The organism is Clostridium perfringens (genome assembly GCF_016027375.1).
GTDB lineage: Bacteria > Bacillota > Clostridia > Clostridiales > Clostridiaceae > Sarcina > Sarcina perfringens.
Window position 1 is genome coordinate 3,051,878 of the sequence record NZ_CP065681.1, and the last position, 24,044, is coordinate 3,075,921.

Below are 24,044 nucleotides of genomic sequence, written 5' to 3' on the forward strand. Positions count from 1 at the left end.
ACTACTTCACATCCTTTTTAGAATAATAAACAACTATATCATCTAAAGTAGCCTTTTCAAAAATAATTTTTTCACCGAAAAGTTCTTTTAATTTTCTCATATTGTTAGTTAGTCCTTCAAAGTTATATCTTGTTTTTCTTAATCCTATTAATTCTTTTTCTAAATCCTTATTTAAAATATCTAAAGGCCCTTTAACTAAAAAGTATTCTTCTAATAACAAGTCTTTTTCTAAGGAAAATTCAACTTTTCCTTTGTTTAAAAAGGTTATATAATCAGCTAATTTTTCAAGATCCGTTGTTATGTGAGTTGAATAAAGTATTGATACTTCTTCCTCACCTATTATTTCAAATAAAATATCTAAAAGTTCACTTCTAAAAACAGGATCTAAGCCTGATGTTGGCTCATCTAATATTAAAAATTCTGCCTTATGAGATAAAGCTAATGCCAATGAAAACCTCATTTTTTGTCCCTTTGATAATTGTTTTAGCTTTTTATTTTCATTTAACTCAAATTTTTCAAGATAATACTTAAATTTTTCTTCATCCCATTTTGAATAAAATTTAGATATTATTTTTTTATTTTCTTTTATTGTAAAATCTTCAAAAGCACAACAATCATCATAAACAAATCCAATTCTATCTTTTATTGATATTTCATTTTTCTTTATGTCTTCACCAAAAATATATATTTCTCCACTATCTAAATTTATTAAATTCATTATGGCTTTTATTGTTGTAGTCTTTCCTGCTCCATTTGGCCCTATTAATCCCATTACAAAACCTTTAGGAATATTAAAGCTTACATCTTTCAAAGAAAATCCTTTATAATTTTTACTTATATTTTTTATTTCAAGTACATTTTCCATATAAACCTTCCTCCTTAAACCTATACCTTATCTTTATAATTCCTTTAAAGTTTTAAGCATTCCAACTAAATCATTAAAATTTAGTCCTATGCTATTTGCAATATCAATTGCTTCTCCTAATTTTTCTTCTATTTCTCTAAGCTTTTCTTCCATTAAAAGTTCTTTATTTTGCTCTGCAACATAAGATCCCTTACCAGGTAAAGTGTATATAAAACCATCTCTTTCAAGTTCTTCATAAGCTCTCTTGGTTGTGATTACACTTACTCTAAGCTCAGAAGCTAAGCTTCTTATTGACGGCAATGCTGAATTTTCCTTTAAATCTCCAGATAAAATCTCATTTTTTATAGCTTTAGCTATTTGTTCATATATGGGTACCCCTGAAGTGTTTGAAACTACTATATTCAAAAACTCACCTCTTTCTGTGTATATACTGTATATATTCTATATATACAGTATATACACTATTTTCATATGGTGTCAATATATTTTCATTGTTTAATTTTTTATTTTTCAAAGTATCTTTACTTAAAACCTTATAAAATAAAAGCTACGTATAAAAAATCTTTTTAATACATAGCTAAAATTAATTTAAAGTTTTTACTATTAAGATATTAGAATAAGAGACAAAAAAAGAGGTGCACATAAATGTGCACCTCTTAGGTTTATATAATTATTTATTTTCTTCTATTAATTCTTCGATTTTACATTTGCATCTAGCACCACAACAAGCACCAGTTCCTGCTCCTGTTTTTTCTCCTACTTCTTCAAAAGAAAGAGCTCCGTTCTTTACTGCCTCAACTATTTTTTCTTCTGAAACACCTTTACATAAACAAACATTTGACATAATAAAATTCTCCTCTCGTTTTACCTAAATATTATATATTACTTATCTCTAAATTCATCATTACTATTAATTAATAATCTTTATTGTTTAAATAGATAATAACAGATAAAAACTCTTCTTGCACATGCTAAATTCTTTTATTTTTCATCTTTAAAAGCCATTATATCAAATTAAATCTATATTTCTTTATTATGCTAAGGTTTTCTCTTTAAATACTTCAATTCCTATTCTATCAATAAAATCTCCTAATTTTTCTCCAGCCTCAGCTTCCCCTTTATAAACCTCAAAGATTTTATCAACTATTCTTAAAGCTTCCTTTTCATCTACATCCTTTATAAGTATATCTGCCATTCTTGGATTATGACCTGCTGACCCTCCTGCAGTTACTAAAAATCCTGTTTTATCAGCTATAACTCCAACATCCTTTGAATAAACACTTCCACAAGCATTTCTACAGCCTGCTACTCCGATTTTAGTTCTACATGGCATATCCATATGCTTATATTTATTTAATAATTTCATCCCTGTTCCTATAGTATTAAACTTTGATCTCTTACAAAAACCAGCTGGACACATTTCCACATTTTTTACTGAGTTTTGTTTTTTAACAGCAGGCTCCATTCCTAGTTCATCCCATATTTCAGGCAAATCTTCTCCCTTAAGATTTGTTATTAAGAGCCTTTGACCTGATGTAATTTTAATTACCCCATTATACTTTTTAGTTACCTTTGCAATTTTTTCTAATTGCTCTGGAGTAATAAATCCTCCTGGAATATGAGGAGTTATTCCAAAAGTTCTTTTTCCCCCTCTAACCTTTTGTAAGTTTCCATAATGAGTTCCGCTAACCATCTTAGGTATTCCGATTCCTATACCATCCATCCTTAAAATTTCCTCCTATATATTAAATGTAAAAATTTCAATTTATAAATTAATTTTAGTATACACTAAAAAATATTTTTCAGAAGTAACTTAGGTTACTAACCTAATAATATCAATTAAAAACTAAAGTTTTCCAAAATATATTTAACTATCTTAGATAGTCCCTTACTAACCTAATATTAATTTAAAAATAAAAGGTATGAATGAAAATAAATTTTAATAAAACTTATTTTTAATTCACACCTTTTATTTTTCACCAATCTCTTCATATATACTATTTTAATTTATAAAGCTAACACCTTAATTCATTAATGGAGGCTGCTTTTATTATTTTTCCTTCTTTTAACTCTATAAATTTATTTGCTAAAGCCTTTGCATCACTTCTATCATGAGTTACAAATATAGATGTAATTCCAGCTTTTATAAGAATCTCTTTTATTTCCCCTCTTATTTTTTCTTGAAGATCTGCATCTAAGTTTGAAAAAGGTTCATCTAATAAAAGTACTGATGGCTTTGGTGCTATAGCTCTAGCTATGGCTACCCTTTGCTGCTGTCCTCCACTTAATTCATAAGGATATTTATCTTTATGTTCCACTAAATTAACAAGTTTAAGCATATCCATAGCTATTTTTTCTTTTTCTTCCTTATTTTTGCCCTTTAGTCCAAACTGAATGTTTTTTTTCACAGTCATATGAGGAAATAAAGCATAGTCTTGAAAGACCATTCCAACGCCTCTTTTTTCAGGCTCAACAAAATTATTATCTGAAAAAACTATTTTCCCACCAATTTTAATTTCTCCTTTATATGACTCTTCTAAACCAGCAATTATTCTAAGTATTGTACTTTTTCCGCTTCCACTTTCACCTAGAATAGATAATATCTCTCCCTTTTCTAAGCTCATATTAAAATTATCTATAATATCATTCTTAGACTTAGGATATTTAAAATATAATTCTTTTATTTCAATAAACATTACTAATCCTCCTTGTCAGCAACTTTATATAAGAAATATATAGCCACAAAACTAACAAAAACTATTATTAGAGATGGTATTGCTGACTCAGGTATCATCTCATCATTAGCATACTCAAATACCTTTGTTGATAAAGTATAAAAGTTAAATGGTCTTAAAGTTAAAACTAAAGGTAATTCCTTTATAATATCAACAAAAGTTAAAGCAAAAGCTCCTAAAATAGCAGGTTTTAACATATGTATATCCACTTTAAAGAATGTTTTAGTAACCCCATATCCTAAAGTTCTTGAAGCTTCAGTAAATTTATTACCTATCTTTTCAAAGCCACCCTCTATATTTTGATATCCTATTGCTAAAAATCTTATTACATACGCAAATACCAACATTATTATACTTGTGCTTAAGGCTAATCCTTTTATTTTGTTATCAATATCTACAAAAAATAAGATCATAGTTATGGCAACTACAGCCCCAGGAATCGAATATCCTATTAAAGTTACTTTTGCATATATTTTTGATAATAATCCACTTTTAGTTCTTACATAGTTTGCTACTATTAAAGCCATTATAACTATAAGTAAACTACATCCAGAGGCAAGTATTACTGAATTAAATATCATACTTAAAAATTGACTATAATAGATATTTTTATAGCTAGCAATTGCCCAAGCTATCATTTGAAGTACTGGTATAAGAAATCCTAGTGAAAATATTATTAAAACATATAATGTAACTATAAATTTATTAAAGCCTTTAAGATTTTTTCTCTTTATTGGTCTAACCTTTGTATTAGTAAAACTATATTTTTTTCTTCCTCTTAAGGCCTTTTCTGACGAAATAATTATAAATACTACTACCATAAGTATTCCTGCTAATCTTATGGCTGAATCTACATCCCCTAAGGATATCCAACTTTTAAATATAGCTGTACTAAATGTTTGTACACCTAAATATGATACAACTCCATAATCACTTAAAACTTCTAAAGCTATTAAGGTTGAGCCTGCTACTATAGCTCCCCTACTTACAGGTATGATAACTCTAAAGAATATTCCTATTGCACTGCTTCCTAAAATTCTTGCACTTTCTATTAATCCTGCCGATTGTTTTTCTAAAAATGTCATTGTAACCATATAAACATATGGGAATAAAAACAATGTAAATATAAAAATAGCTCCCTCAATAGACATAATATCAAAGTATTTTTGATTTAATTCTACCCCTAAAATATTTCTAAAAAATCTCTGTATAACTCCAGTGTAACTAACCATTCCTGAATATGTATATGCCCCTATATATGGTGGTATAGCTAATGGAAGTATTAAAGCCCATCTAAAAAATTTCCTAAATGGAAAATCATAGGCAGATATAAGCCAAGATAAAGTTACCCCTATTATTATGCTTAATAAAACAGTAAAAAAGACTACTATTATAGATGTAACTATATAATCCTTTAATAAATATTCTTTTATGTGATACCAAGTTTTATTTGGTTTTTGAAATAAATGAATAATTATATCTATATTAGGAAGTACAATCATCAAACTGATGATTGTACTTAAAAGTGCCCACCCATTAAATTTAATTTTTTTCATTATTTCCATCCTACTTGATCAAAAATTAATGTAGCCTCTTGTTTTGCTTCTCCTAAAGTTTCATAGTTTAAATTTTGAACTGTAAATTCTCCCCATGATTTTTGTAATTCACTCTTACCAACTTTAGTATTTAAAGCAAACTCTCCATTTTCGTCAACATATGCTTTTTGTGCTTTTTCTTCAGTTAAATATTCTAATAATGCTACTGCATTTTCTTCATTTTTAGCATTCTTTGTAACTGCTCCAAAACTTAAATTTAAATGAGTATTTTCTGGGAATAGAACTCCTATTTCCTTACCAACTTTAGCTTCTTCTGCATCTGATGAAGATATCATCTTTGCAATATAGTATGAGTTCATTATTCCAACATCACCTATTCCAGCCATAATAGCTTTAGCCTGATCTCTATCATTTCCTTCTGGTGTTCTAGCAAAATTATTAACAATACCTTGAGCCCATTCTTTTGCCTTTTCAGCCCCATCTAATTGAATGAAAGATGAAAGTAAAGCATTATTATATGATGAACTTGAACTTCTTGTTAATACTTTTCCTTTAAATTCATCCTTAGTTAAATCATTATATGTTTTTATTGTTTCTGGATTTACCTTTTCCTTATTATAAACAATGATTCTTGCTCTTGAAGTTAATCCAACCCAGTTTTTCCCTCTATATTCTGAAGGTATATTTTCATTTATTTTTTCTGATGATATATCCTTTATTAAATCTTTCTCATTAAGTTGAGCTATATTTTCTGCTCCAACAGTTAAAAATACATCAGCAGATGTATTATCTCCTTCTCTTGCCATTCTCTCAATTAGCTCATCACTTTTTCCATCAACTAAATTTACTTTTATCCCTGTATCAGATTCAAAATCTTTAAATAATTGCTTATCTATATCATAATGTCTTGATGAATAAACATTGACAACTTTCTCTCCTGATCCAGTTTCTTCTCCCTTAGCTTCCTGATTTTTTTGTCCACACCCAGCTAAAACTCCCATAGATACTAAAGCAGTTAATGTTAAGGCTAATAATTTTTTTCTTTTTAACATTTTCTTTTCCCCCTTAAATTTACAAATAATTAAGCTATTTTTTATAACAACTTAAAAAATTCACTTTATCTGTATGTATATTTAATAAATTTAAAAACCTCAAGATAATGATATCGGTTATCATTTTTAAAGTCAATGATTTTTAGTATTATTAAATAATTATTTTCATTTAATATATATTATCACCTCTTTTCGTTAACATTATATCCTTTCTAAATTTAATAAACTTAAAGGGCAATGAACTTATTAGCTCATTGCCCTATTATTTATAATTTTAATTGTTTAATATAACATCTGAATTGAAACTAGTTGAATTATTTAAATAAATTTTTAGTTTTTCAATTCTCTTCTTATTTGTTTTACAAACTTGGAAAGAAAGATTGTCATATTCAACCATTTGATTTTCACTTTGCGGAATATTTCCTATTAAGTTAACAACAAAACCACCAATAGTCTCTATATTTTGACTTTCAAGATTTAGGTTTAAATAATCATTTAACTTATCTAATGTTAATAAACCATCAACTACATAGGTATTATTATCTATTTTATCTATATAGTTTTCTGAATCGTCATACTCATCTAATATATCACCCATAACTTCTTCAATTAAGTCTTCTATAGTAACAATTCCAGAAAAACCACCATATTCATCTATTATTACAGCCATATGTTGCTTACTATCTTGAAGCTCTTTAAATAAATCATCTATAGCTTTATTTTCAAGAACAAAGTAAGCTGGACGTATTAATTGATCTAATTTAATGTTATCTACTCCAACCTTTACAACGGCTTCAAAGAAGTCTTTTAAATAAAGTATTCCTACTATATTATCCCTAGTTTCATTATAAACAGGAACTCTTGAAAATTGCTCACTTATAAGTTTCTTAGCAATTGTTTCATTTGGAGTTGTTGATTTTATAGCAAAGACTTCTCCCCTAGGAGTCATAACTTCTTTAACAACTTTATGATCAAATTCAAATATATTATCTAACATATCCTTTTCAGTTTTATCGATTACACCACTCTCTTGTCCAATACTTATCATGGATTTTATTTCATCCTTAGATACAGTTTCTTTATCTTCAGACTTATTTAAACCTAATATTTTTATAAATAAGTTTGTTGAAGCTGAAAGAATCTTTACAAATGGTGTTGATATTTTAGAAATAACATTGATTGGTCTTATAGCCATTAAAGCAATTTCTTCTGGCTTTTGTAATGCAATTCTCTTTGGAAGTAATTCTCCAAAAACTAAAGTTATATAAGACAAAAGCACAGTTATAAGTATAACTGATATCTCATTACCATAAGGAATATTTAGCTTGTACATGAATTGCGCTAGAGTTTCTGAAATGCTAGTGGCTGCTGATGCACTGGCAAAAAATCCTGCAAATGTTATTCCTATTTGAATAGTAGATAAAAAGTTGCCAGGTGATTTTAAAACCTTTTTTAATAAAAGGGCTTTTTTGTTCCCTTTCTCTGCAAGCATCTTTATCTTAGATTTATTTACAGATACCATTGCCATCTCTGCAGCTGCAAAGAACGCATTAATTAAGATAAGAACTAATATTAGAATAATTTTTGGTAAAATACTGGGACTCGGGTCCATTCTTTAACTCCTCCTCTAAAAAAATGAATTTTCTTCTTTATCTTATAGATTAATTTGAAATAAAATGTCATATAAGATAACCAATTTTAGACCATAATACCACACTGGTACCTTTTATTCAATTATATAATATGCACAATTTAGCCTAAATTATACTAAATAAATAATTTAAGTCACTTATCTTATTTATTACATATATTTGAAAAATAATACTATAATATTTAACTTTTAAGACCTTTTCTACATATGATAAAGAAGGCAAATTTAAGCTTTAATATTAAGTAAGGTGATTTATTGTGAAAGAAAATTTGAATCTTTTTAAATTTCTTTTTGGAACAACGATTCTTTTATGTTGTTGCAGTAAAGATATAATCTTAAATTCCATAAGATACACAAAAACAACTTTTAAAGCTAAAATTCACAAAAATAAATAAAATAAGTTTCTGTAAGATAAATATATTAACTAATAATTATTATTGATTTTTTTATACTATATAGTATAATTTAATTAAAAGATATGAATAATTTATTGGGAGGTATGGATTATGAGTTTAGCAAAATTAATAGACGAAAAAAGAAAAGCTAAAGCTAGAGCTGAAAGAAATAAAAAAGCTAAAGTTGCTGTAACTGGAGCTGCCGTTGGTACATTAGCAGGAGTATTAGGTGGTTTACTATTTGCTCCTAAATCTGGAAAAGAAACAAGAAATGATATAAAAGAGGGTTCAAAAAAGGCTGCTCAAAAATTAAATGATAAAAGTGTTGAGTTAAAAGAAAATTTAAATACACAAGTTGCAAAAGGAAAAGAAAATATTTCTGATGCAAAAAGTAAAATAAAAGAATATCTTAATAGTAAGAAATGTAAAAACATTGAAGAGGCTGTAGAAGAAAACTTAAATGTTCCTGTTGAGGTTGCAGATGAAGCTACTTCTTTAGAAACTGAAGAAGTTAAAGAATCTAACTAATAATTATGTATATAGATTTAAATTTTATTTACCTATTATTAGCTTTATTAGGTTGTGTGGCTATTGTTTATTTGATACTAACATTAAACAAAGTTTTAAAGTTAGTATCAAATATAAATAGTCTTTTAGATCAAAATAAGGACAACCTTACTAAGACTATTAACGATTTACCTACAATAGCTAATAATGTGAATGATGCTTGTCAGAACATTAAGGATATATCTGATGTTGCAACTGAAACTACAGCTGACTTAATTGTTGCTAAAGAGAATATAGAATCTAATGTTGAAACAGTTAAAGAAATTGCTAAGATAATTAATCAAGTTTTCTTTAAAAAATAAAAAAACTCATTCCAATCTAAATCTTTTAAGATTTTTTTGGAATGAGTTTTTTTAATTATCATGATCTTTCAAACCCTAAATTCTCAAAAAGAACTATAGATTTATCATTATAAGCTTCTAAATTAATTCTAGTAGCTCCTTCTACATCATCAACCATTTTATATGCCTTTGATATAAGAAGTTTGCCTAAACCCTGCTCTTGATATTTAGGAAGAAGTGCTAAATATTTAATTTCTTGAACTCCCGCTTCCTCTGAAAGGCTTGGAACAATCATTATGGTTCCAATTCTCTCTCCATTTTCATTTTCAAGAAATACGCAACGATTTTTAAAATTTCCTTTTAAGCTATTTTCCTCTTTAAAAATCATTCTAATTGCTAATTGATAATCTTTAAAAACACCTGCTGAATACTGAATATATGCCCAGTTGTTCTCATCACCAATTCTAAAATCAGTAAATCTATATCCATCAGGCAGGGAAGTACTATAAATTTTTTCTAGTTTATTCTTTGCTTCTGAAGACTTTTTACTATTTTCTTTACTCTCCATTTTCAATCCTCCCTATAAAGCTTTATATTAAGGTTTTAGCATATTCCTATTTCTCTTATAATTTTACCCAATAATTTCATTTTATTAGTTACAACAATATTATTTTATATAACTACTTATACTAAATTATAGAATTCTTTTTGTAATATTTCCAGTAACTTATTCTTCATTTCTCCCCATTAATGCTTATATTAGATATATATATCCAATATATCCACTAATAATATATTAGATAAAAAATAAGCCATATTAAAACCCTTAAATAAAAGTTTTAATATGACTTTTAATATTTTTCTATGTCTTAAAGTATTTTCGAAATTACTCTAGATCTACATTTAACTAAAAATAAAAATTCTCCTAGAACATAGACCAATATTTAATATAATGTTTTTCCTGTTGAATCAATATATGAATATGTTCCGTCCTTATCTACTAAAATAACATCCTTTGATATAACTCTTATATCATTATACTCTTCTTCTAAAATTACACTTCCGTCCTCTTTAAGTAAACCTTTTTTCCCCTCTTGATTCACAGAAACTATTAATCCACTTGGATAAACCTCTAAGGCTGAGTAATCTTTCTTTTCAAGATTTTTAATTTCTTCACCCTTAGTATTTATAACAGACATATATTTTGATTCTCCATCTAATATATCAACTACTGCTAAGCCACTATCACTAAATCCATTTATAGATACTTTATTCTCAAAGTTTATCTTAGTTTCTACTTCTTTCCCATCTTTATCAATTATTATATGCTTATTATCTTTTCTAGCAAAAGCAACCCCATTATTCATTGCTGTTACTCCATCAAAGTCTGGCATTATTGCCCAAGATCCCTCTTTATTTAAAAATCCTATCCCAGACTCATCTAATCTTGCTGGAGCTACCCCCTCATTCATAGATCCAACATAGAAATATTCTATTGGCACTATAATTTCTCCTTTTTCATTAAGTGCTCCACAAAGATTACCCTTTGATACAGGAATGAATCCTTCATTTATTTCTCCTATTGATGTGTATTCACAAGGGATTATTTCATTTCCCTCAGCATTTAAAAGACCATACATTTTATTCTTTTTAACTAATATATATCCCTCTCCAATATCCTTTATAATTTCATCATATCTTCCTGGTTCTACAATAACTTCACCCTTAGTATTTAGTATTCCAGTAGTTTTTAAAGTTTTACCAGATTGAGCTAAGCTTTCAATTGCTTCTGTAGTATTTTCATTATTTAAAATCTCATTAGCTAACTTTTCATATCTTATAAGATTATTGTTTAAAGGTGATAATACCCCATCTTCTTTTTCTACCAAGGTTTTACCCTTCTTGTTTATTATCTTGTAAGTATTTCCCTCCTTAACTCCAGCCATTCCATAAGAAAACTCACTACCTTTATCAAATTTAAAACCTATAGATTTTTTTCCCTTTTTATCTATATAAGCAACTTTTCCTTCATATCCTTTTTCCATAAATATTTCTCCATCTTCAGTGACTCCAAACATACCTGGTTTAGAATTGCTTAAAGATATTGAAGATTTATCTTCTGTTATAATATAAAGTTCATTATCTGAATCTTCCTTTGCACTACTTGTACCACATCCTGTTAATACTGAGGTGCATAATATGGTAGCCATAGCCATGAAGCAAATATTTTTTAGTCTCATACTAAAATCCCCCTTTAAATATCTACTTATTATTAATTAAACACTCTCTTTAATTTTCCTTCCAAAATATCACAGAATATATTTTATGTAAAGTTATACTTATAAACATATTTTCTTCTTTCTTTTGCCCCAAACATATATCCGTGATTATTTATTAAAAAGTTTAATGTAAGATGATTAAAAGTTTTAAAGGAATCAATATTGCATATATGTCCACAATTTTTTATTACAACAATATCTTCTTCTGGTACAAACTTTTTTATAGTAGGAAGAAAAACATGGTCTTGATCTCCCATAATAAAGATTTTCTTTACATTATTCTTTACATACTTATAATTCTCTAAATGTTCCCTCATAAGCTCAACCCATCTAAAACGTTCATTTTTATCTAACTTTTCAGCAGCCTTTAAAAATATATTTCTTGAAAGCTTATGATTTTTACATGGCATTGACATATAAGCTACAATTTTATAAAATATTTCCCTTGGAATAATATTCTTTGTAACTAAGGCTAAATTCAAGAAAAATTTAGACTTTAAGTTCATACCTACAATTCCTCCCCCTAATATCATAGAAGAAACTCTATTAGGGAAATATTTTTCAAATTGCATTCCAACTATAGTACCAAGGGATATACCTAATACGTTTACTTTTTCTATATTTAACTTATCTAATATCTCTACAATATCTTCACAAATATATTTAAAAGATATTTCACCTTTAGTTTTTTTCATGTTTTTCAAAGTGTGATTTTGTGAATTTCCATGGCCATGAAGGTCTACTAAAAGTAAGTTATAATTTTCTGACAGTACATCTATTTGCTTTTTAAATATATTTAAATTTCCACCTATTCCATGAAGCATCAGAATCCATTCTTTATCTTTATGGAGATATTTATTATTTACTACTTTATAATATAGCATTTATATTGCACTCCTTAATATTCTGATTTAAAAACTTTCACATTCATCTTATGAGTTAATAGCTTACTCTCTTTAGCAGAAAAATTTTAAGTCATATATTTTTAGGGGTATCAAAATAAATTTTTATTTATTATTTTGATACAGTCCCTTTTAAAGCTATTTTAAATTACGTCTAATTATGTTTCTTAAATTCTATCACCTTTTCACGCCCTATATTCTACTGTCTATGGATATTTGAATAAAATTTTACACAGCATTAACATTGTTTAAACCTAAGCAATATTACCTTATTGTAATCAAGGTTATTTCAGGTCTATTCATAATTCTCATTTTTAAAAAATCATTTCCAAGCCCTCTACTTAAAATCATAGATGAATCTTTTTCTATGAAAATCCCCTTTTTTCTCTCCATTAAGTTATTAAATATATATCTATTTATGGCTCTAGTATATCCTGAAAAAGTAATGTCACTTCCCCACTTTACATAGGCCTCAAAATTTATTACATCATTTGCTAGCACAATATTAAATTCACTTCTATTAGGACTTCCTAATTTATTTACTACATCTTCTTTTGAAAATATCTTTTCCTTCTTAAATCCTTCTTTAAGAGAAAAAGACTTTATTTCATCCTCTATGTAAATTCCATAAATATTTAACTTATCTTCCTTTTTTATAAGTGAAACCTTACTATTATTTAAAAGTATCACCCCTATATCCACTAACCCCTTTAAATAATCTCTATATTTTTCATACTTTTTCCCAATTAAATTTTTGCATCCTTCTATAGAATAATAAATTGGATAAAAGCTCCTTAAATTTTTGCATAGTTCTAAAAAAACAAAATCCTTATCTAAGGATGAAGTTAACATATTCCCAGTTGTAACAATAATATCTGGTTTTAAAGAATTTATTTTTTCTATAAGCCTATAATTTTCACTTCCAAAGGTTTTTCCATATAAATTATTTAAATGTAAAATCTTAAATCCTCTAAAGGAATTAGGAGTTTTTCTAGTAAATAATTCATATTCATTTATAAAAATACTATTATTTTCATAGACTAAATAAGTGGTAGCAGCAATTCCTAAAATTGAAGTTATCTTTGCCAAATCTGAAATCTCATTCATATGAATACTAATCCTTTAAATTTTTGCTCTTATATTTTATATATGAATATAAAAATATAATTAAAACCCCTCAATTTATTTACTTTTATTTCTTTTATTTCCAAATATTGGTTTTTATGGTATGATTATCTTAAGATAGGAGGTGTCCTTGTTGCAAATTTAGTTAAATTTAATGAAATATAGTACCTAAGGCAACATAATATATTTATGAATTTATTATCTGAAAGCAATATATCTACATTAAATAAAAAATCACACTTAAAAATAAAAAATTTAATACTCTTTTCTGTAATAGTTTTTTTATGCTCTTATTTTTTAACCAATTACCTAATTTTCAAAGCTTATATTCCTACTGGTTCTATGAGACCTACAATAATGGAAGAAGATGAAGTAATTGTGAGTAAAATTTACACTAGTATAAATAGAGGGGATATCTTTGTATTCAGTCATGAATCCTCCGAAGAATTGCTTATAAAAAGAGTTGTTGGTCTTCCTGGCGAAAAAGTTGAAGTAAAAGATGGGCTTTTATATGTAAATGATGTTTTTATTGATGAACCTTATGTGAAAAACAACGAATCAATGAATAAAACTTTTTATGTTCCTGAAGGAAATTACCTATTTTTTGGTGATAATAGAGCAAGATCAGAAGATGCAAGAAGATGGGAAAACCCCTATGTTCCTAAAAAAAATTTAGATGGGAAAGCTCTTTTTACTGTATACCCTAAAGACAGAATTGGATTTTTAAAATAAATCTCTATTTTAAGCTATTGTTGATTTTCAATTAATAAACTTAGTTAAAAATCAACAATAACTTAAAACATCTCTAAAACTTTCATCTTACTTTTCATTTATAAAAACAATAGTCATATAAATTGCATATATGCTTAAAACCAGCATTAATGCAGTAAATACTGACATTAGCATTTTCATCCAATATATATAAGATGAATTTTTCTCTAAGTTTTCATTTACTCCCTCTTTTATCTGTTTAACACATTGATTTACTTCTATTTTTTCATCTTCATTAAGTTTCGCTCCATTTTTTTCATTATTTTGGGATAAAACATATTTTTCAACTTCAGGCAAAACTTCTTCTATGTTATATCCCTTAGTATTTGCTAAAACATCTAAAGTCATCATTTCTTCTGGAGTTAAAGAATTATATTTATAATAAATATTAGGAACTCCTGTTAATTTCTTTTCCTTAATATAGTCTCTATATACCTTCCCTCTTTTAACAACTTTAGAATTTATATCCCAACTTGAATTTAAATAATAAAGATCATAAACTCTAAAAGTTATAGGTACCAATATTAAAATTAATAAAAATATTTTTGCTAGTATGCCAAACTTTTCATTCACCATAATAAAGCCTCCATTAATTTTCAATATATAACAAAAAGTCCTATAAGCTAAGGGATACTTATAGGACAAATGCATATATATATGAAATATAGGGAAATTAGGTTTATGCTTTAACCTGTTAATATTATATTAACATACTGTTACTTATTATTCAAGTATTTTTTCAAAAATTAAACATTTTTTGATTCTAATTCCTATAAATAAAGGAAGTTTTTTTATTTAAGCTTTCTTTTCTATATTTCACAAGTGAACTACTCTCCACTTACAGAAGTGGGAGATTCTTGGTAAATATACCCAAGGGTACAAGTTTTCTCAAGCTAACCCCGTCGTACCAACGTTTTATACAAAACTAATATAGGACTAAAACCATATTTTAATATAGAAGATTATATGTTAGTTTATGTGAGGACTTTGGAATCCTTCTCTCTTTACAGAATGTTTTTTTGCTGTTCTATTATGATTTTTTCCTTCTTCGCTAGTTATTGGAGTTTGAAAGTTACATTTCTCCATTCTTGCTACCTTATTATCTGGTTGACTATCCTTTGGCATAAATATATTCCTCCTTAGTTAGTTAAATTCAATTTTATTTTTCTCATAAAAAGAAAATATTATTATGGTAAATAATGAAATAACACTAATATAAATATTCTCTTTTAAATTATAAAATTAAGTTTTTTATGTATAATAAAGTTTTTTATCTTTAAATTATTAGTATAATATCTTCATAAAAATCTACAAAATAATTAATGTTTAAGTAGAATATATTTTTCAACCAAATTTTATTTTAAACTATATTTATCTTTATAAAATATATCAGAAGAATCCTTATATACTCCAATTATTAATACTTCATCAAATCTTTTTAATTCCATTGCCTCCTGAGCTTCCATATCTAAATTTTCTCCTTCTTCACATAAGTAAGCTATGGCATAAGCTTCTCTATCATTAAAAATAACAGTATCTATTATAACTGGGAATTTAACTATATCCTCTCCTATTAACATATCTACTGACCTAAAGGCATCAGAAATATCTTTAGCACTTTCACCTCTATCTCTAGCCATATTTATAAACCAATTTTCATATTCCTCTATGTTCTTCTTTGGAACTTCAAAATCTTTTAAGGTTTTATCATTATGAAAATAAGTTTTTAAATCTTCTTTCTTTATTTTCGTATTACTATTTCTAAACTGCTTATACTTATCTTTCGATTGTATTGTTATATCTCTTTTCTCATTTTCTTCAACTTCAATTTCATTATCAATAAAATTTATGGCAATTTCATTTCCTTGTGCTCCACAAGCTATTAAGTTACATACTAAGATTATATTTATTAAAATTAGGCTTACCTTTTTCATAAATTCACCTCAGTATATTTTTACCTTTTTCTCCAAACTCTATTCAAATAAAACCCTAAACAATAAAACTCTGAAAATAATAAAAAGCTGTATAAAAATAAATTATAATAAAACTTATAAATAATATGAAGAGAATATCTGAATGAGCTTTAGAATTTAAGCTATTACGTAGAAGATTTTACGTTAAGAAGCGAAACTGTTTGACCGAAGGGAGTTTTTCGCTTTAGTAAAATTTTCGAAGTAATTGCTATAAATTCTTAGCGAAATTCAGTAATTCTCGGAATTTATTTATAAGTTTTATAATTATTTTTATACAGCCTATTAAAATCTATAAATATATATTTAACTTAATTAGAGGATTATTAAGAGTAATAAAATTTTATATTTTAAACAACACTGGAGATAGTATTAAAGAGTATAACTCTTTAAAATAACCACTAATTAAGTTAAAACAAGCAAATTTATTATTTTTTATTTATAACTTTCTCATATATAAAATGTGAGAATAATGAGTTTGACCATGCAAACCAATCTCTTGTAAACTTAGCTGGATCATCTACATGGAAACCTTCATGCATGTATCCAGTTCCTGCATCAGTTTCTTTTAATAATTTAATTAACTGATCTATTTCCTCTTGATTATTTGTTGTTAACCCTTGCATTGATAAAGCTATGTGCCAAATATATTGGTCTGGAGTATGTGGACTTCCAATTCCTTTAGCAGCTTTTCCTTCAAAGAAGAATCTATTATTTTTGCTTAAAATAAATTTTCTAGTATTTTGGTAAACTTCATCTTCAATTCCTTTGTACTCTAAATAAGGTATTGATAAAAGGCTTGGTACATTAGCATCATCCATGAAGTTATAGTTACCCATGCCATCAGTTTCATATGCATAAACTTCTCCGAATCCTTCTTTATAAACTTTTCCATGTTTTTCTATAGCATTATCTATTTCTTCTCTTAAACTATCAGCTTTTTCTTTAAGCTCTTCATCCTTATAAACCTTCTCTGCAATTTCTGAAATATATCTTAAGGCAACTACAGCGAACATATTTGCTGGAATTAAGTATCCATATTCACAAGCATCATCACTTGGTCTAAATCCTGACCATGTCATTCCTGTGTAAGTAACTGGAGTTCCTAATCCTTCATGGCTTAAAGTGTCAGTTACTGAACAATTTAATCTTTGGAAGCTATAATCTGATTTTTCTCTATGATACTGCTCCACTCTCCAAAGATCTATTATCATATTGAAAGCTTTTTTAATATCATCATTAAAGAAAGTTTCATCGCCAGATTCTTTCCAATACTTATGTATTAATCTAACTGGATAACATAGTGAATCTATTTCATACTTTCTTTCCCAAACCCAAGGACTATCCTTAGTTATATCATTGTCCCATTTTTGTCCATTAGGCTCTTTATTAAAGGCATTTGCATATGGATCTATGAATATACATTTTATTTGTCTATTTATTAATCCAGTAAAAATAGCCTTTAATTCTGGATATTCATTAACAAATGGTAAGTAATGCTCTACTTGAGAAGTGGAATCTCTAAGCCACATTGCAGGAATATCACCAGTAATTACAAAAGCATCTCCCTCTGAAACCTCTACAGTTGTATCCATTGTATTTATAAAGCAATTATAAAATAATTCTTGTAACTTCTTGTCCTCTATTTTAGCTGATAAATCTTTACCAATTTTTCTTACAATCTCTTTTAATTCGTTAGTTGATAAACTCATTTTCTTTACCCCCAAGTTCAAATATTTATTATTTAGTTATTTCCTAAATTAAAACTAAATTTTAATTTAATGTGCTTCTTAAGTTATAATTAAAACCTAAGTAATTTTTTAATCAACACTAATTAAAAACTAAATTTATTTAAATTCTATTCTTTACTATTTAACTAAAAGTTGACTTAATTTTATAGAATTCCTAAGCAACTTCAGATACATTGTATACCATTTCATCTTTGTAATAAATATACTTTTTTAAAGTTCTTTATGTTTCTAAAATTTATCACTTAAATCTAGAAACTAGACAAGTTCATAATAAACAACTTATAAATAAACCTATATTACAATTTTTAAACAAGAACACCAAAACAAGTAAAGTAAAATGATTTTCTGTATTATAATAGAATTAAAACTTTATTATATTATTAAGTACATATAAATTGGAGAAATACTATGAAACTAAAATATAAATACAATATAAAAAAAGAATTTAATATATGTTATCTTTCACTAGTTTGTTTTTGTCTCATTTTAATTATTATTAGATGGATTAATAGTTCTAATAGTGATATTGTATTCATTAGTAACACTATTACTTCACATATATCAAACTTTTCCTTAAGTATTCTTTTTTACTTGTTTTATGGTTATATTATTATCTTATTTGATGTTAAATTTCGATATGTAATTGCATTAGGTATAAGTTTAATTTTAGGAAATTTTGTATATGAATTATTTTTAAGTATTATAAACACGAAAGATATTGTTGATGCTATATACGGGTTAGCAGGATGTTTATTATCATTTATATACTTAGTGTTAATGAAGAAATATGGATTGATTTTAAATGAATAAAAAGATAAATAATATACTAATCTATGCTTTAATTTAAGAACAATTTTAATAAATAACAAAATAAAAGGACCAATAAATCATTGGTCCTTTTTTAGATATCTTATTTTTAATATTTATAAATTTAAACTCTCAAGTAAAATTATAGCTTTTTAGCTATTAGGAACTTTATTTTTATTCCTTGTTTTGAGAACATTTCTTCATGCTCTGTTACTACATTGTATTCATATCCACTGTTATGTAGATCACGAGTTATGTAAGTTATCTCAAAATTACACTCTTTAAAATACTCTAAAGATTCTTCAAAAAGCTCATCATCATCAGTTTTAAAATGGATTTCTCCACCCTCAACTAAGAAATCTCTATATTTTGTTAACTGTCTTGTGTGAGTTAATCTTCTCTTCTTGTGTCTATCTTTAGGCCATGGATTACAGAAGTTTATATAAATTCTTTCTATCTTGTCATTGCTATCTAATATAGTATCTATTAAAGCAATCTCTTGAGGCATTAATTTAACATTATCTAAGGCTTTATTTTTCTCCTCATATGCTTTTTCTATATTTCTTTTAGCTAAAACAAGAACTTCATCTTTTATGTCTATTGCTATATAATTTATGTTTGGATGGTCAGAACCATGTACAGCCATAAATGTTCCTTTTCCACATCCTAATTCTAAATATATTGGGTTTTCTGTATTTTTAAAAGTATTTTTCCAATTACCTTTATTCTCTTTTGGATTAGCTACAAAGAAGTCACATGCTTCTAATTCTGGTCTAGCCCAAGGCTTTCTTCTCATTCTCATCTTAAAATCCACTCCATCCTTTAGTTTCAGAATTATTATACAGATTTATATGAAGTATATCAACCTTCAGCTTTTCTTAACCTATAAAAACTATATATCTAATTAAAATATTTCTCATATAATTTTAAAGAACTCCTTTGGAATATAATTTATGAACTGACTTATTTCATTTCTATGTCCATATTTTCCTTGAGAATTATATGTTATAACTAATCTTTTCTTTGCACGAGTTATTGCCACATAAAACACTCTTTTTTCTTCTGCTAGATTTCCCTCTTTAATAGCCATATAAGAAGGAAATGTATTATTTTGAATTCCTGCTAAAAATACAGTATCAAACTCTAAGCCCTTTGCTTGATGCACAGTTATTATTGGTATTCTAGGCTTTTTAGTTCTATTTATTATTAAAGATTCTAACTCTCCATTAGAAAGACCTGTTATTCTTATAATATCTAACAGGGCATCTCTATTACCTTTGCTCTTATCATCTAAATCTCTAAATAAAGCATATAAATCTCTTAATCTATTTAATTTTTCTTTGTTTTCATCTCCAGCATACATACTTTTAATATTAAAACCATTCATTACACAGGCAACTAATTCGTAAGGTCTTTTGCTTTCTGCTATTTGAAAAAGCTCATTTAATTTCTTACTAATAGCCGTAAATGCTTTTAAATGTTTTGACATTAAAGCCATTCTTTCCATTGAAGTTTCCTTTATCTTTTCATTTATTGCTCTAACTAGAAGCTCACCAGTAGCAATAATATCATCCATAGCATCATGGCTTGGCTTATGTTTAGTATCATAAACATTACTTAGATTTTCTAGCTTATAATTTATATTTCCAGGATAAAATCTTCTATATATATCTAAAGTATCATAAAAAGTTTTAAACTTAGGCTTTCCTAGATTACTTCTTTCAAGCTCACTACATAGTATATTTATATCATATTGAACATTGTGCCCTACTATTATAGAGTCCTTAGAATACTCCACAAATTCCTTTAAAACTTTTTCTTTGTCCTCTCCAATTCTTTGAAGCATTTCATCTGAAAAACCATGAACATAATAAGAATCCTTAACTGGTTTCTTATTCTTTAGAAACTTTTCAAACTTATCTACTACTTCCCCCTTCTTATTTAATTTTATGGCTGCTATTTGAATTATCTCATCCTCTGTAACATCAACCCCTGTACTTTCCACATCAAAAACTATTATATTCTCTTTTTCAAACGCATTTATTAGTAGAGAAAATTTTTCTCCATATTCTAATACAAGAGGATCTATATAATCTGCTAATCTTATACCAACCTCTTTGTACTTATAAGATTCTATAGCCTCTAAGGTTCTCATACCAATTCCTGTTGGAAGTCTATTAACTATTCTCTTTAAACTTAAAGAATCATACCTATTAGCTATTAATTTTAAAAAGGCTAATATATCTTTAACTTCTTGTCTCCTAAAAAACTTAAATTGATCTACAAGTATAAACTCAAAATCTGCTCCCTCATATCCACCGATTTGATAAAGCTCTTCACTAAGTCCTATATTATAGTTATTATCCCTTGTAAGAACACATACTCTTTTTAAATCTTCACTCTTTTCACATAGCTTGTTTACATAATCAAAGATAAACCTAGCCTCTTCTCTTAATCCTCTAGTTTCCTTTAATAATATTTTCTCACCATCTTCTTTTGATTCTGCTAAAATCCCGTCCTTATACATAGTAGAAACTTTGCTAGAAAAAGCATTGTTCAAAAATTCTAAGGAAGCCTTATTTAAATTTTTGGTGGCTCTATAATTCTTGGAAAAAACAATTTCTACAGGAGTATATTTCTCTTTAAATTTATTAAAAATCATTTCTGGGTCAGATCCACGCCAACTATATATGGTTTGAAAGAAATCTCCACATATAAGAACATTGTTTCCTTCAAAAAGCTTCTCAATTATTGAATACTCTATAATGCTTGTATCCTGAACCTCATCTATATTTATATACTTAAATTTATTTTTAAGAGCCCTAACAACTTTTTCATCCTTAAATAATTCCTTAGTAAGTATTATTAAATCATTAAAGTCTAAAGCATGATCCTCTCTAAGCTTAGAATCATATAGTGTTACTAATTCATGACCATGAAACTTAATATAATTTTTAAGGTTTAAATTTAAGTTTCCTTTGTTAGTACAAACTTGATTTATTTTTTCTTCTCTAAATTTAAAAATTTCATCAATTACAGTTTTATATTCATCTAAAACTCTATCATCTAAAGTTTCTATTCTTGCTCTTTCAACCTTTATAAAATCAATAACCTTTTGAAATTGCATATTAGTAGCCATTAAATTGCTTGTAGCATAGTAATAACTTAATTTACTTATAACTTCCCTACAATCATCTTCATCAAATATTGTGAAATCTGAAAAAATATCTGTATTTCTCTTTGCATAAGTTCTAACTACATCAAAACAAAAGCTATGAAAAGTTCTTATAGTTATCTCCTTAGCCTCTCCCCCAACTATTTTCATTACCCTATCACTCATCTCTTTACATGCCTTATTAGTAAAAGTGATACATAAAATTTCTGAAGGCTTTGAATTTCCATTTTTTATTATGGAAGTGACTCTCTCTGCTAAGGTATTAGTTTTTCCTGTTCCAGCAGAGGCAAGCAAAATAATATTATTTTTTTGTTCATTTACAACCTTTTGTTGCTCTTCATTTAAATTAATCATAATAGCCTTCCTTTCCATATAAAATTAGCTAAAAATTTTATTTATATATTATTAATTTTAAAATAAAAATCTTTATAAATAAAATTATATTCTTACATATAAAAAGGTTAGTTTATATTTATTATAGGCATAATTATGTATTTATTAAAATCTATGAACAATTGTTATATTTGATATATTTTTAAAAATGTAATAATCCCAAAAATTTCACAACAAATTTTATAAAATGTAAAACCATAATAAAATAAAAAAAAGGCGTGTATCAAAATAATTTTTTATAAAACTTACAAACATTATGAAGAGAATATCTAGATGAGCTTTAGAATTTAAATTATTTTCGAAGTAATGATTATAAATTCTTAGCGAAATCTAGTAATTCTCGGAATATGTTTGTAAGTTTTATTATATTTTGATACAACCCCTTTTTTATTATGAATTAAGCTTTGCTACTTCAAGCTCCTTTTCTCCTACACTTTCTTTTTTCTTAGAATAAACTAATTTATAAAGGACAATTCCACAGATTAATCCTATTACGCAAAGTGCTATCATTGATAAGAATATAAGATTATATCCCTTTATTCCTGGATGTGAATCAAGAAGTCCTCCATAGTAAGAGTTTATAAACATATCTGGTACATATCCTATAAATGAAACTATACCAGCTGCAATACCTGTATATTCTCTTGGAACTCTAACTTCATCAAGTGGTGCAAAGAACACCCCCTTCATTCCAAGTAAAATTATTGATAAGATTAACATATTAATAAGTACAGGTATTATAAATGCACTTTTTCCTGGCATAAACACATATACTAAAGTGAATATTATTGATAAAGTAAGTCCTATTATCATAAATTTAATAGTTGAATGCATTTTATCTGCAATAATCCCTGATATAGGTGGAGCAAGCATCATAATTACATAACTTCTTATTATTCCTATAAATGCTCCTAAGGCTACTGACATACCAAATATTTCAGTTACATAAGGTGTTAAGAATGCAAGTCCTGAAAATGCTGCATAAGTTGTAAATACTAAGGCTGCTACTAACCAAACTTCTGGCATTTTTACAACCTTCTTTATACCATGCACAATATCTCCTCTTGTTTGTTTATTTATTTCCTTTTCTTCTTTAGAATCATCTAATAAGAAATAAGCTATAATTCCAATAACTATAAGTGCTACTGAGTAAAATATTATTATTGATCTAATTCCTAATAAACCTTCTCCAAGTTTTGCAAGCATTCCTAAGGCTATAAATGAAACAACTGTAGAAGCTGCTCCTCTACCCCCTTCTAAAATACCAAATAACTTACCTTGCTCTGAACTATCTCCAAGCATTCTGACAGCCTTAACCATAGTTGGCCAAAATGTAAATACTGTTGTTATTGCCCAAGCTCCATTTATGATTAAACATACTGTGTATGATGGTATTGTTGCATACCAAAATCCTAAAAGCCCTGTGGCTATAAGAGAAAATGGAACTAGTATCTTATAAGAAAATTTATCTGCTATAACTCCACCAGGTATATATAGTAAAAAGTTAACTATTCCATACATACTTGTTAAAAAACCCATTTGAAAATTTGTTAAATGAAAAGCTTGTTGCATTGGTATATAAAAAACCTCTCTTAAATAAGGTAATCTATAAATAATTCCTCCACCAGCACATAAAACTAAAAGAGTAATCCATTTTTTAGCATTATTATTTTTCATCCCTTTCTACCCCCTCTTTTGTTATTTCATCTACCATAGTTAAAATTTTATTTCTTAAATCTCTATAAAAAATAAATTATTAAACCCTTATT

At 26.8% G+C, this 24,044-nt stretch carries 22 protein-coding genes; 3 read left to right on the forward strand and 19 right to left on the reverse strand.

All coding sequences use genetic code 11. From position 1 onward, the window contains the following. Window position 1: 1 nt before the first annotated feature. The 8 genes from I6G60_RS14155 to I6G60_RS14190 all read right to left on the reverse strand — a co-directional run bounded on the left by I6G60_RS14155 (window position 2) and on the right by I6G60_RS14190 (window position 7,820). Window positions 2-865 carry an ABC transporter ATP-binding protein gene (locus tag I6G60_RS14155; protein ID WP_011590196.1) on the reverse strand — a complete coding sequence of 288 codons (864 nt, stop codon included), beginning with the start codon at window positions 863-865 and terminating at the stop codon, window positions 2-4. Between the two features lie 33 nt (window positions 866-898). Beyond that, window positions 899-1,270, reverse strand: a complete 372-nt coding sequence (locus I6G60_RS14160; RefSeq protein ID WP_003455483.1) for a GntR family transcriptional regulator — start codon at window positions 1,268-1,270, stop codon at window positions 899-901. A gap of 265 nt (window positions 1,271-1,535) precedes the next feature. Then, entirely contained in the window at window positions 1,536-1,709 is a 174-nt protein-coding gene (locus I6G60_RS14165) for a (2Fe-2S)-binding protein (RefSeq protein WP_003449944.1), read from the reverse strand. Between the two features lie 189 nt (window positions 1,710-1,898). Then, window positions 1,899-2,588, reverse strand: a complete 690-nt coding sequence (locus I6G60_RS14170; RefSeq protein WP_003455338.1) for a nitrite/sulfite reductase domain-containing protein — start codon at window positions 2,586-2,588, stop codon at window positions 1,899-1,901. 292 nt (window positions 2,589-2,880) lie between these two features. Continuing rightward, complete coding sequence (locus tag I6G60_RS14175; RefSeq protein WP_003471458.1) at window positions 2,881-3,561, reverse strand: ABC transporter ATP-binding protein; 681 nt, start codon at window positions 3,559-3,561, stop codon at window positions 2,881-2,883. A gap of 2 nt (window positions 3,562-3,563) precedes the next feature. Beyond that, complete coding sequence (locus I6G60_RS14180; protein WP_142710765.1) at window positions 3,564-5,156, reverse strand: ABC transporter permease; 1,593 nt, start codon at window positions 5,154-5,156, stop codon at window positions 3,564-3,566. Then, window positions 5,156-6,208, reverse strand: a complete 1,053-nt coding sequence (locus tag I6G60_RS14185; protein WP_197925488.1) for a Fe(3+) ABC transporter substrate-binding protein — start codon at window positions 6,206-6,208, stop codon at window positions 5,156-5,158. Before I6G60_RS14185 ends, I6G60_RS14180 begins: the two co-directional genes overlap by 1 nt. Before the next feature lie 274 nt (window positions 6,209-6,482). Beyond that, entirely contained in the window at window positions 6,483-7,820 is a 1,338-nt protein-coding gene (locus I6G60_RS14190) for a hemolysin family protein (RefSeq protein WP_003455347.1), read from the reverse strand. A gap of 545 nt (window positions 7,821-8,365) precedes the next feature. On the opposite strand from I6G60_RS14190, the gene I6G60_RS14195 reads away from it, so the two are divergent. Continuing rightward, window positions 8,366-8,782 carry a YtxH domain-containing protein gene (locus I6G60_RS14195; protein ID WP_003449994.1) on the forward strand — a complete coding sequence of 139 codons (417 nt, stop codon included), beginning with the start codon at window positions 8,366-8,368 and terminating at the stop codon, window positions 8,780-8,782. 71 nt (window positions 8,783-8,853) lie between these two features. After that, the gene (locus I6G60_RS14200) at window positions 8,854-9,123 is read left to right on the forward strand and encodes a hypothetical protein (protein ID WP_003455310.1); all 270 of its coding nucleotides are present in this window, start codon (window positions 8,854-8,856) and stop codon (window positions 9,121-9,123) included. A gap of 58 nt (window positions 9,124-9,181) precedes the next feature. Here the strand turns inward: I6G60_RS14200 and I6G60_RS14205 are convergent, their stop codons facing one another. The 4 genes from I6G60_RS14205 to I6G60_RS14220 form a co-directional block, all read right to left on the reverse strand. Continuing rightward, a complete protein-coding gene (locus tag I6G60_RS14205; protein WP_003455413.1) occupies window positions 9,182-9,670 on the reverse strand; it encodes a GNAT family N-acetyltransferase in 489 nt (162 codons plus the stop codon). A gap of 376 nt (window positions 9,671-10,046) precedes the next feature. Next, entirely contained in the window at window positions 10,047-11,342 is a 1,296-nt protein-coding gene (locus tag I6G60_RS14210) for a WG repeat-containing protein (RefSeq protein WP_197925490.1), read from the reverse strand. 83 nt (window positions 11,343-11,425) lie between these two features. After that, window positions 11,426-12,265, reverse strand: coding sequence for an alpha/beta fold hydrolase (locus I6G60_RS14215; RefSeq protein ID WP_197925492.1), 840 nt, complete (start codon window positions 12,263-12,265; stop codon window positions 11,426-11,428). Between the two features lie 282 nt (window positions 12,266-12,547). Further along, entirely contained in the window at window positions 12,548-13,390 is an 843-nt protein-coding gene (locus I6G60_RS14220) for a metallophosphoesterase (protein ID WP_011590192.1), read from the reverse strand. Between the two features lie 207 nt (window positions 13,391-13,597). On the opposite strand from I6G60_RS14220, the gene lepB reads away from it, so the two are divergent. Next, window positions 13,598-14,140, forward strand: a complete 543-nt coding sequence (gene lepB, locus I6G60_RS14225) for a signal peptidase I (RefSeq protein WP_057230671.1) — start codon at window positions 13,598-13,600, stop codon at window positions 14,138-14,140. 87 nt (window positions 14,141-14,227) lie between these two features. Here lepB and I6G60_RS14230 read toward each other — a convergent pair whose 3' ends face one another. From I6G60_RS14230 to I6G60_RS14260, 7 genes are all read right to left on the reverse strand, one after another. Beyond that, on the reverse strand, window positions 14,228-14,755 hold the full coding sequence (locus I6G60_RS14230; protein ID WP_003455572.1) for a hypothetical protein: 528 nt from the start codon (window positions 14,753-14,755) through the stop codon (window positions 14,228-14,230). A 393-nt stretch (window positions 14,756-15,148) separates the two neighbouring features. Further along, window positions 15,149-15,304 carry a hypothetical protein gene (locus tag I6G60_RS14235; RefSeq protein WP_003450198.1) on the reverse strand — a complete coding sequence of 52 codons (156 nt, stop codon included), beginning with the start codon at window positions 15,302-15,304 and terminating at the stop codon, window positions 15,149-15,151. Between the two features lie 230 nt (window positions 15,305-15,534). Continuing rightward, window positions 15,535-16,113, reverse strand: a complete 579-nt coding sequence (locus I6G60_RS14240; protein WP_110003141.1) for a hypothetical protein — start codon at window positions 16,111-16,113, stop codon at window positions 15,535-15,537. A gap of 464 nt (window positions 16,114-16,577) precedes the next feature. Further along, window positions 16,578-17,861, reverse strand: a complete 1,284-nt coding sequence (locus tag I6G60_RS14245; protein WP_111744023.1) for a glycoside hydrolase family 125 protein — start codon at window positions 17,859-17,861, stop codon at window positions 16,578-16,580. A 988-nt stretch (window positions 17,862-18,849) separates the two neighbouring features. After that, window positions 18,850-19,509 (reverse strand): tRNA (guanosine(46)-N7)-methyltransferase TrmB, encoded by a 660-nt coding sequence (gene trmB / locus I6G60_RS14250; protein ID WP_003478877.1) that lies wholly within the window; start codon window positions 19,507-19,509, stop codon window positions 18,850-18,852. A gap of 114 nt (window positions 19,510-19,623) precedes the next feature. Next, complete coding sequence (locus tag I6G60_RS14255; RefSeq protein WP_096071691.1) at window positions 19,624-22,236, reverse strand: 3'-5' exonuclease; 2,613 nt, start codon at window positions 22,234-22,236, stop codon at window positions 19,624-19,626. A gap of 429 nt (window positions 22,237-22,665) precedes the next feature. Next, complete coding sequence (locus I6G60_RS14260; protein ID WP_096071692.1) at window positions 22,666-23,952, reverse strand: MFS transporter; 1,287 nt, start codon at window positions 23,950-23,952, stop codon at window positions 22,666-22,668. Between the last annotated feature and the right edge of the window lie 92 nt (window positions 23,953-24,044).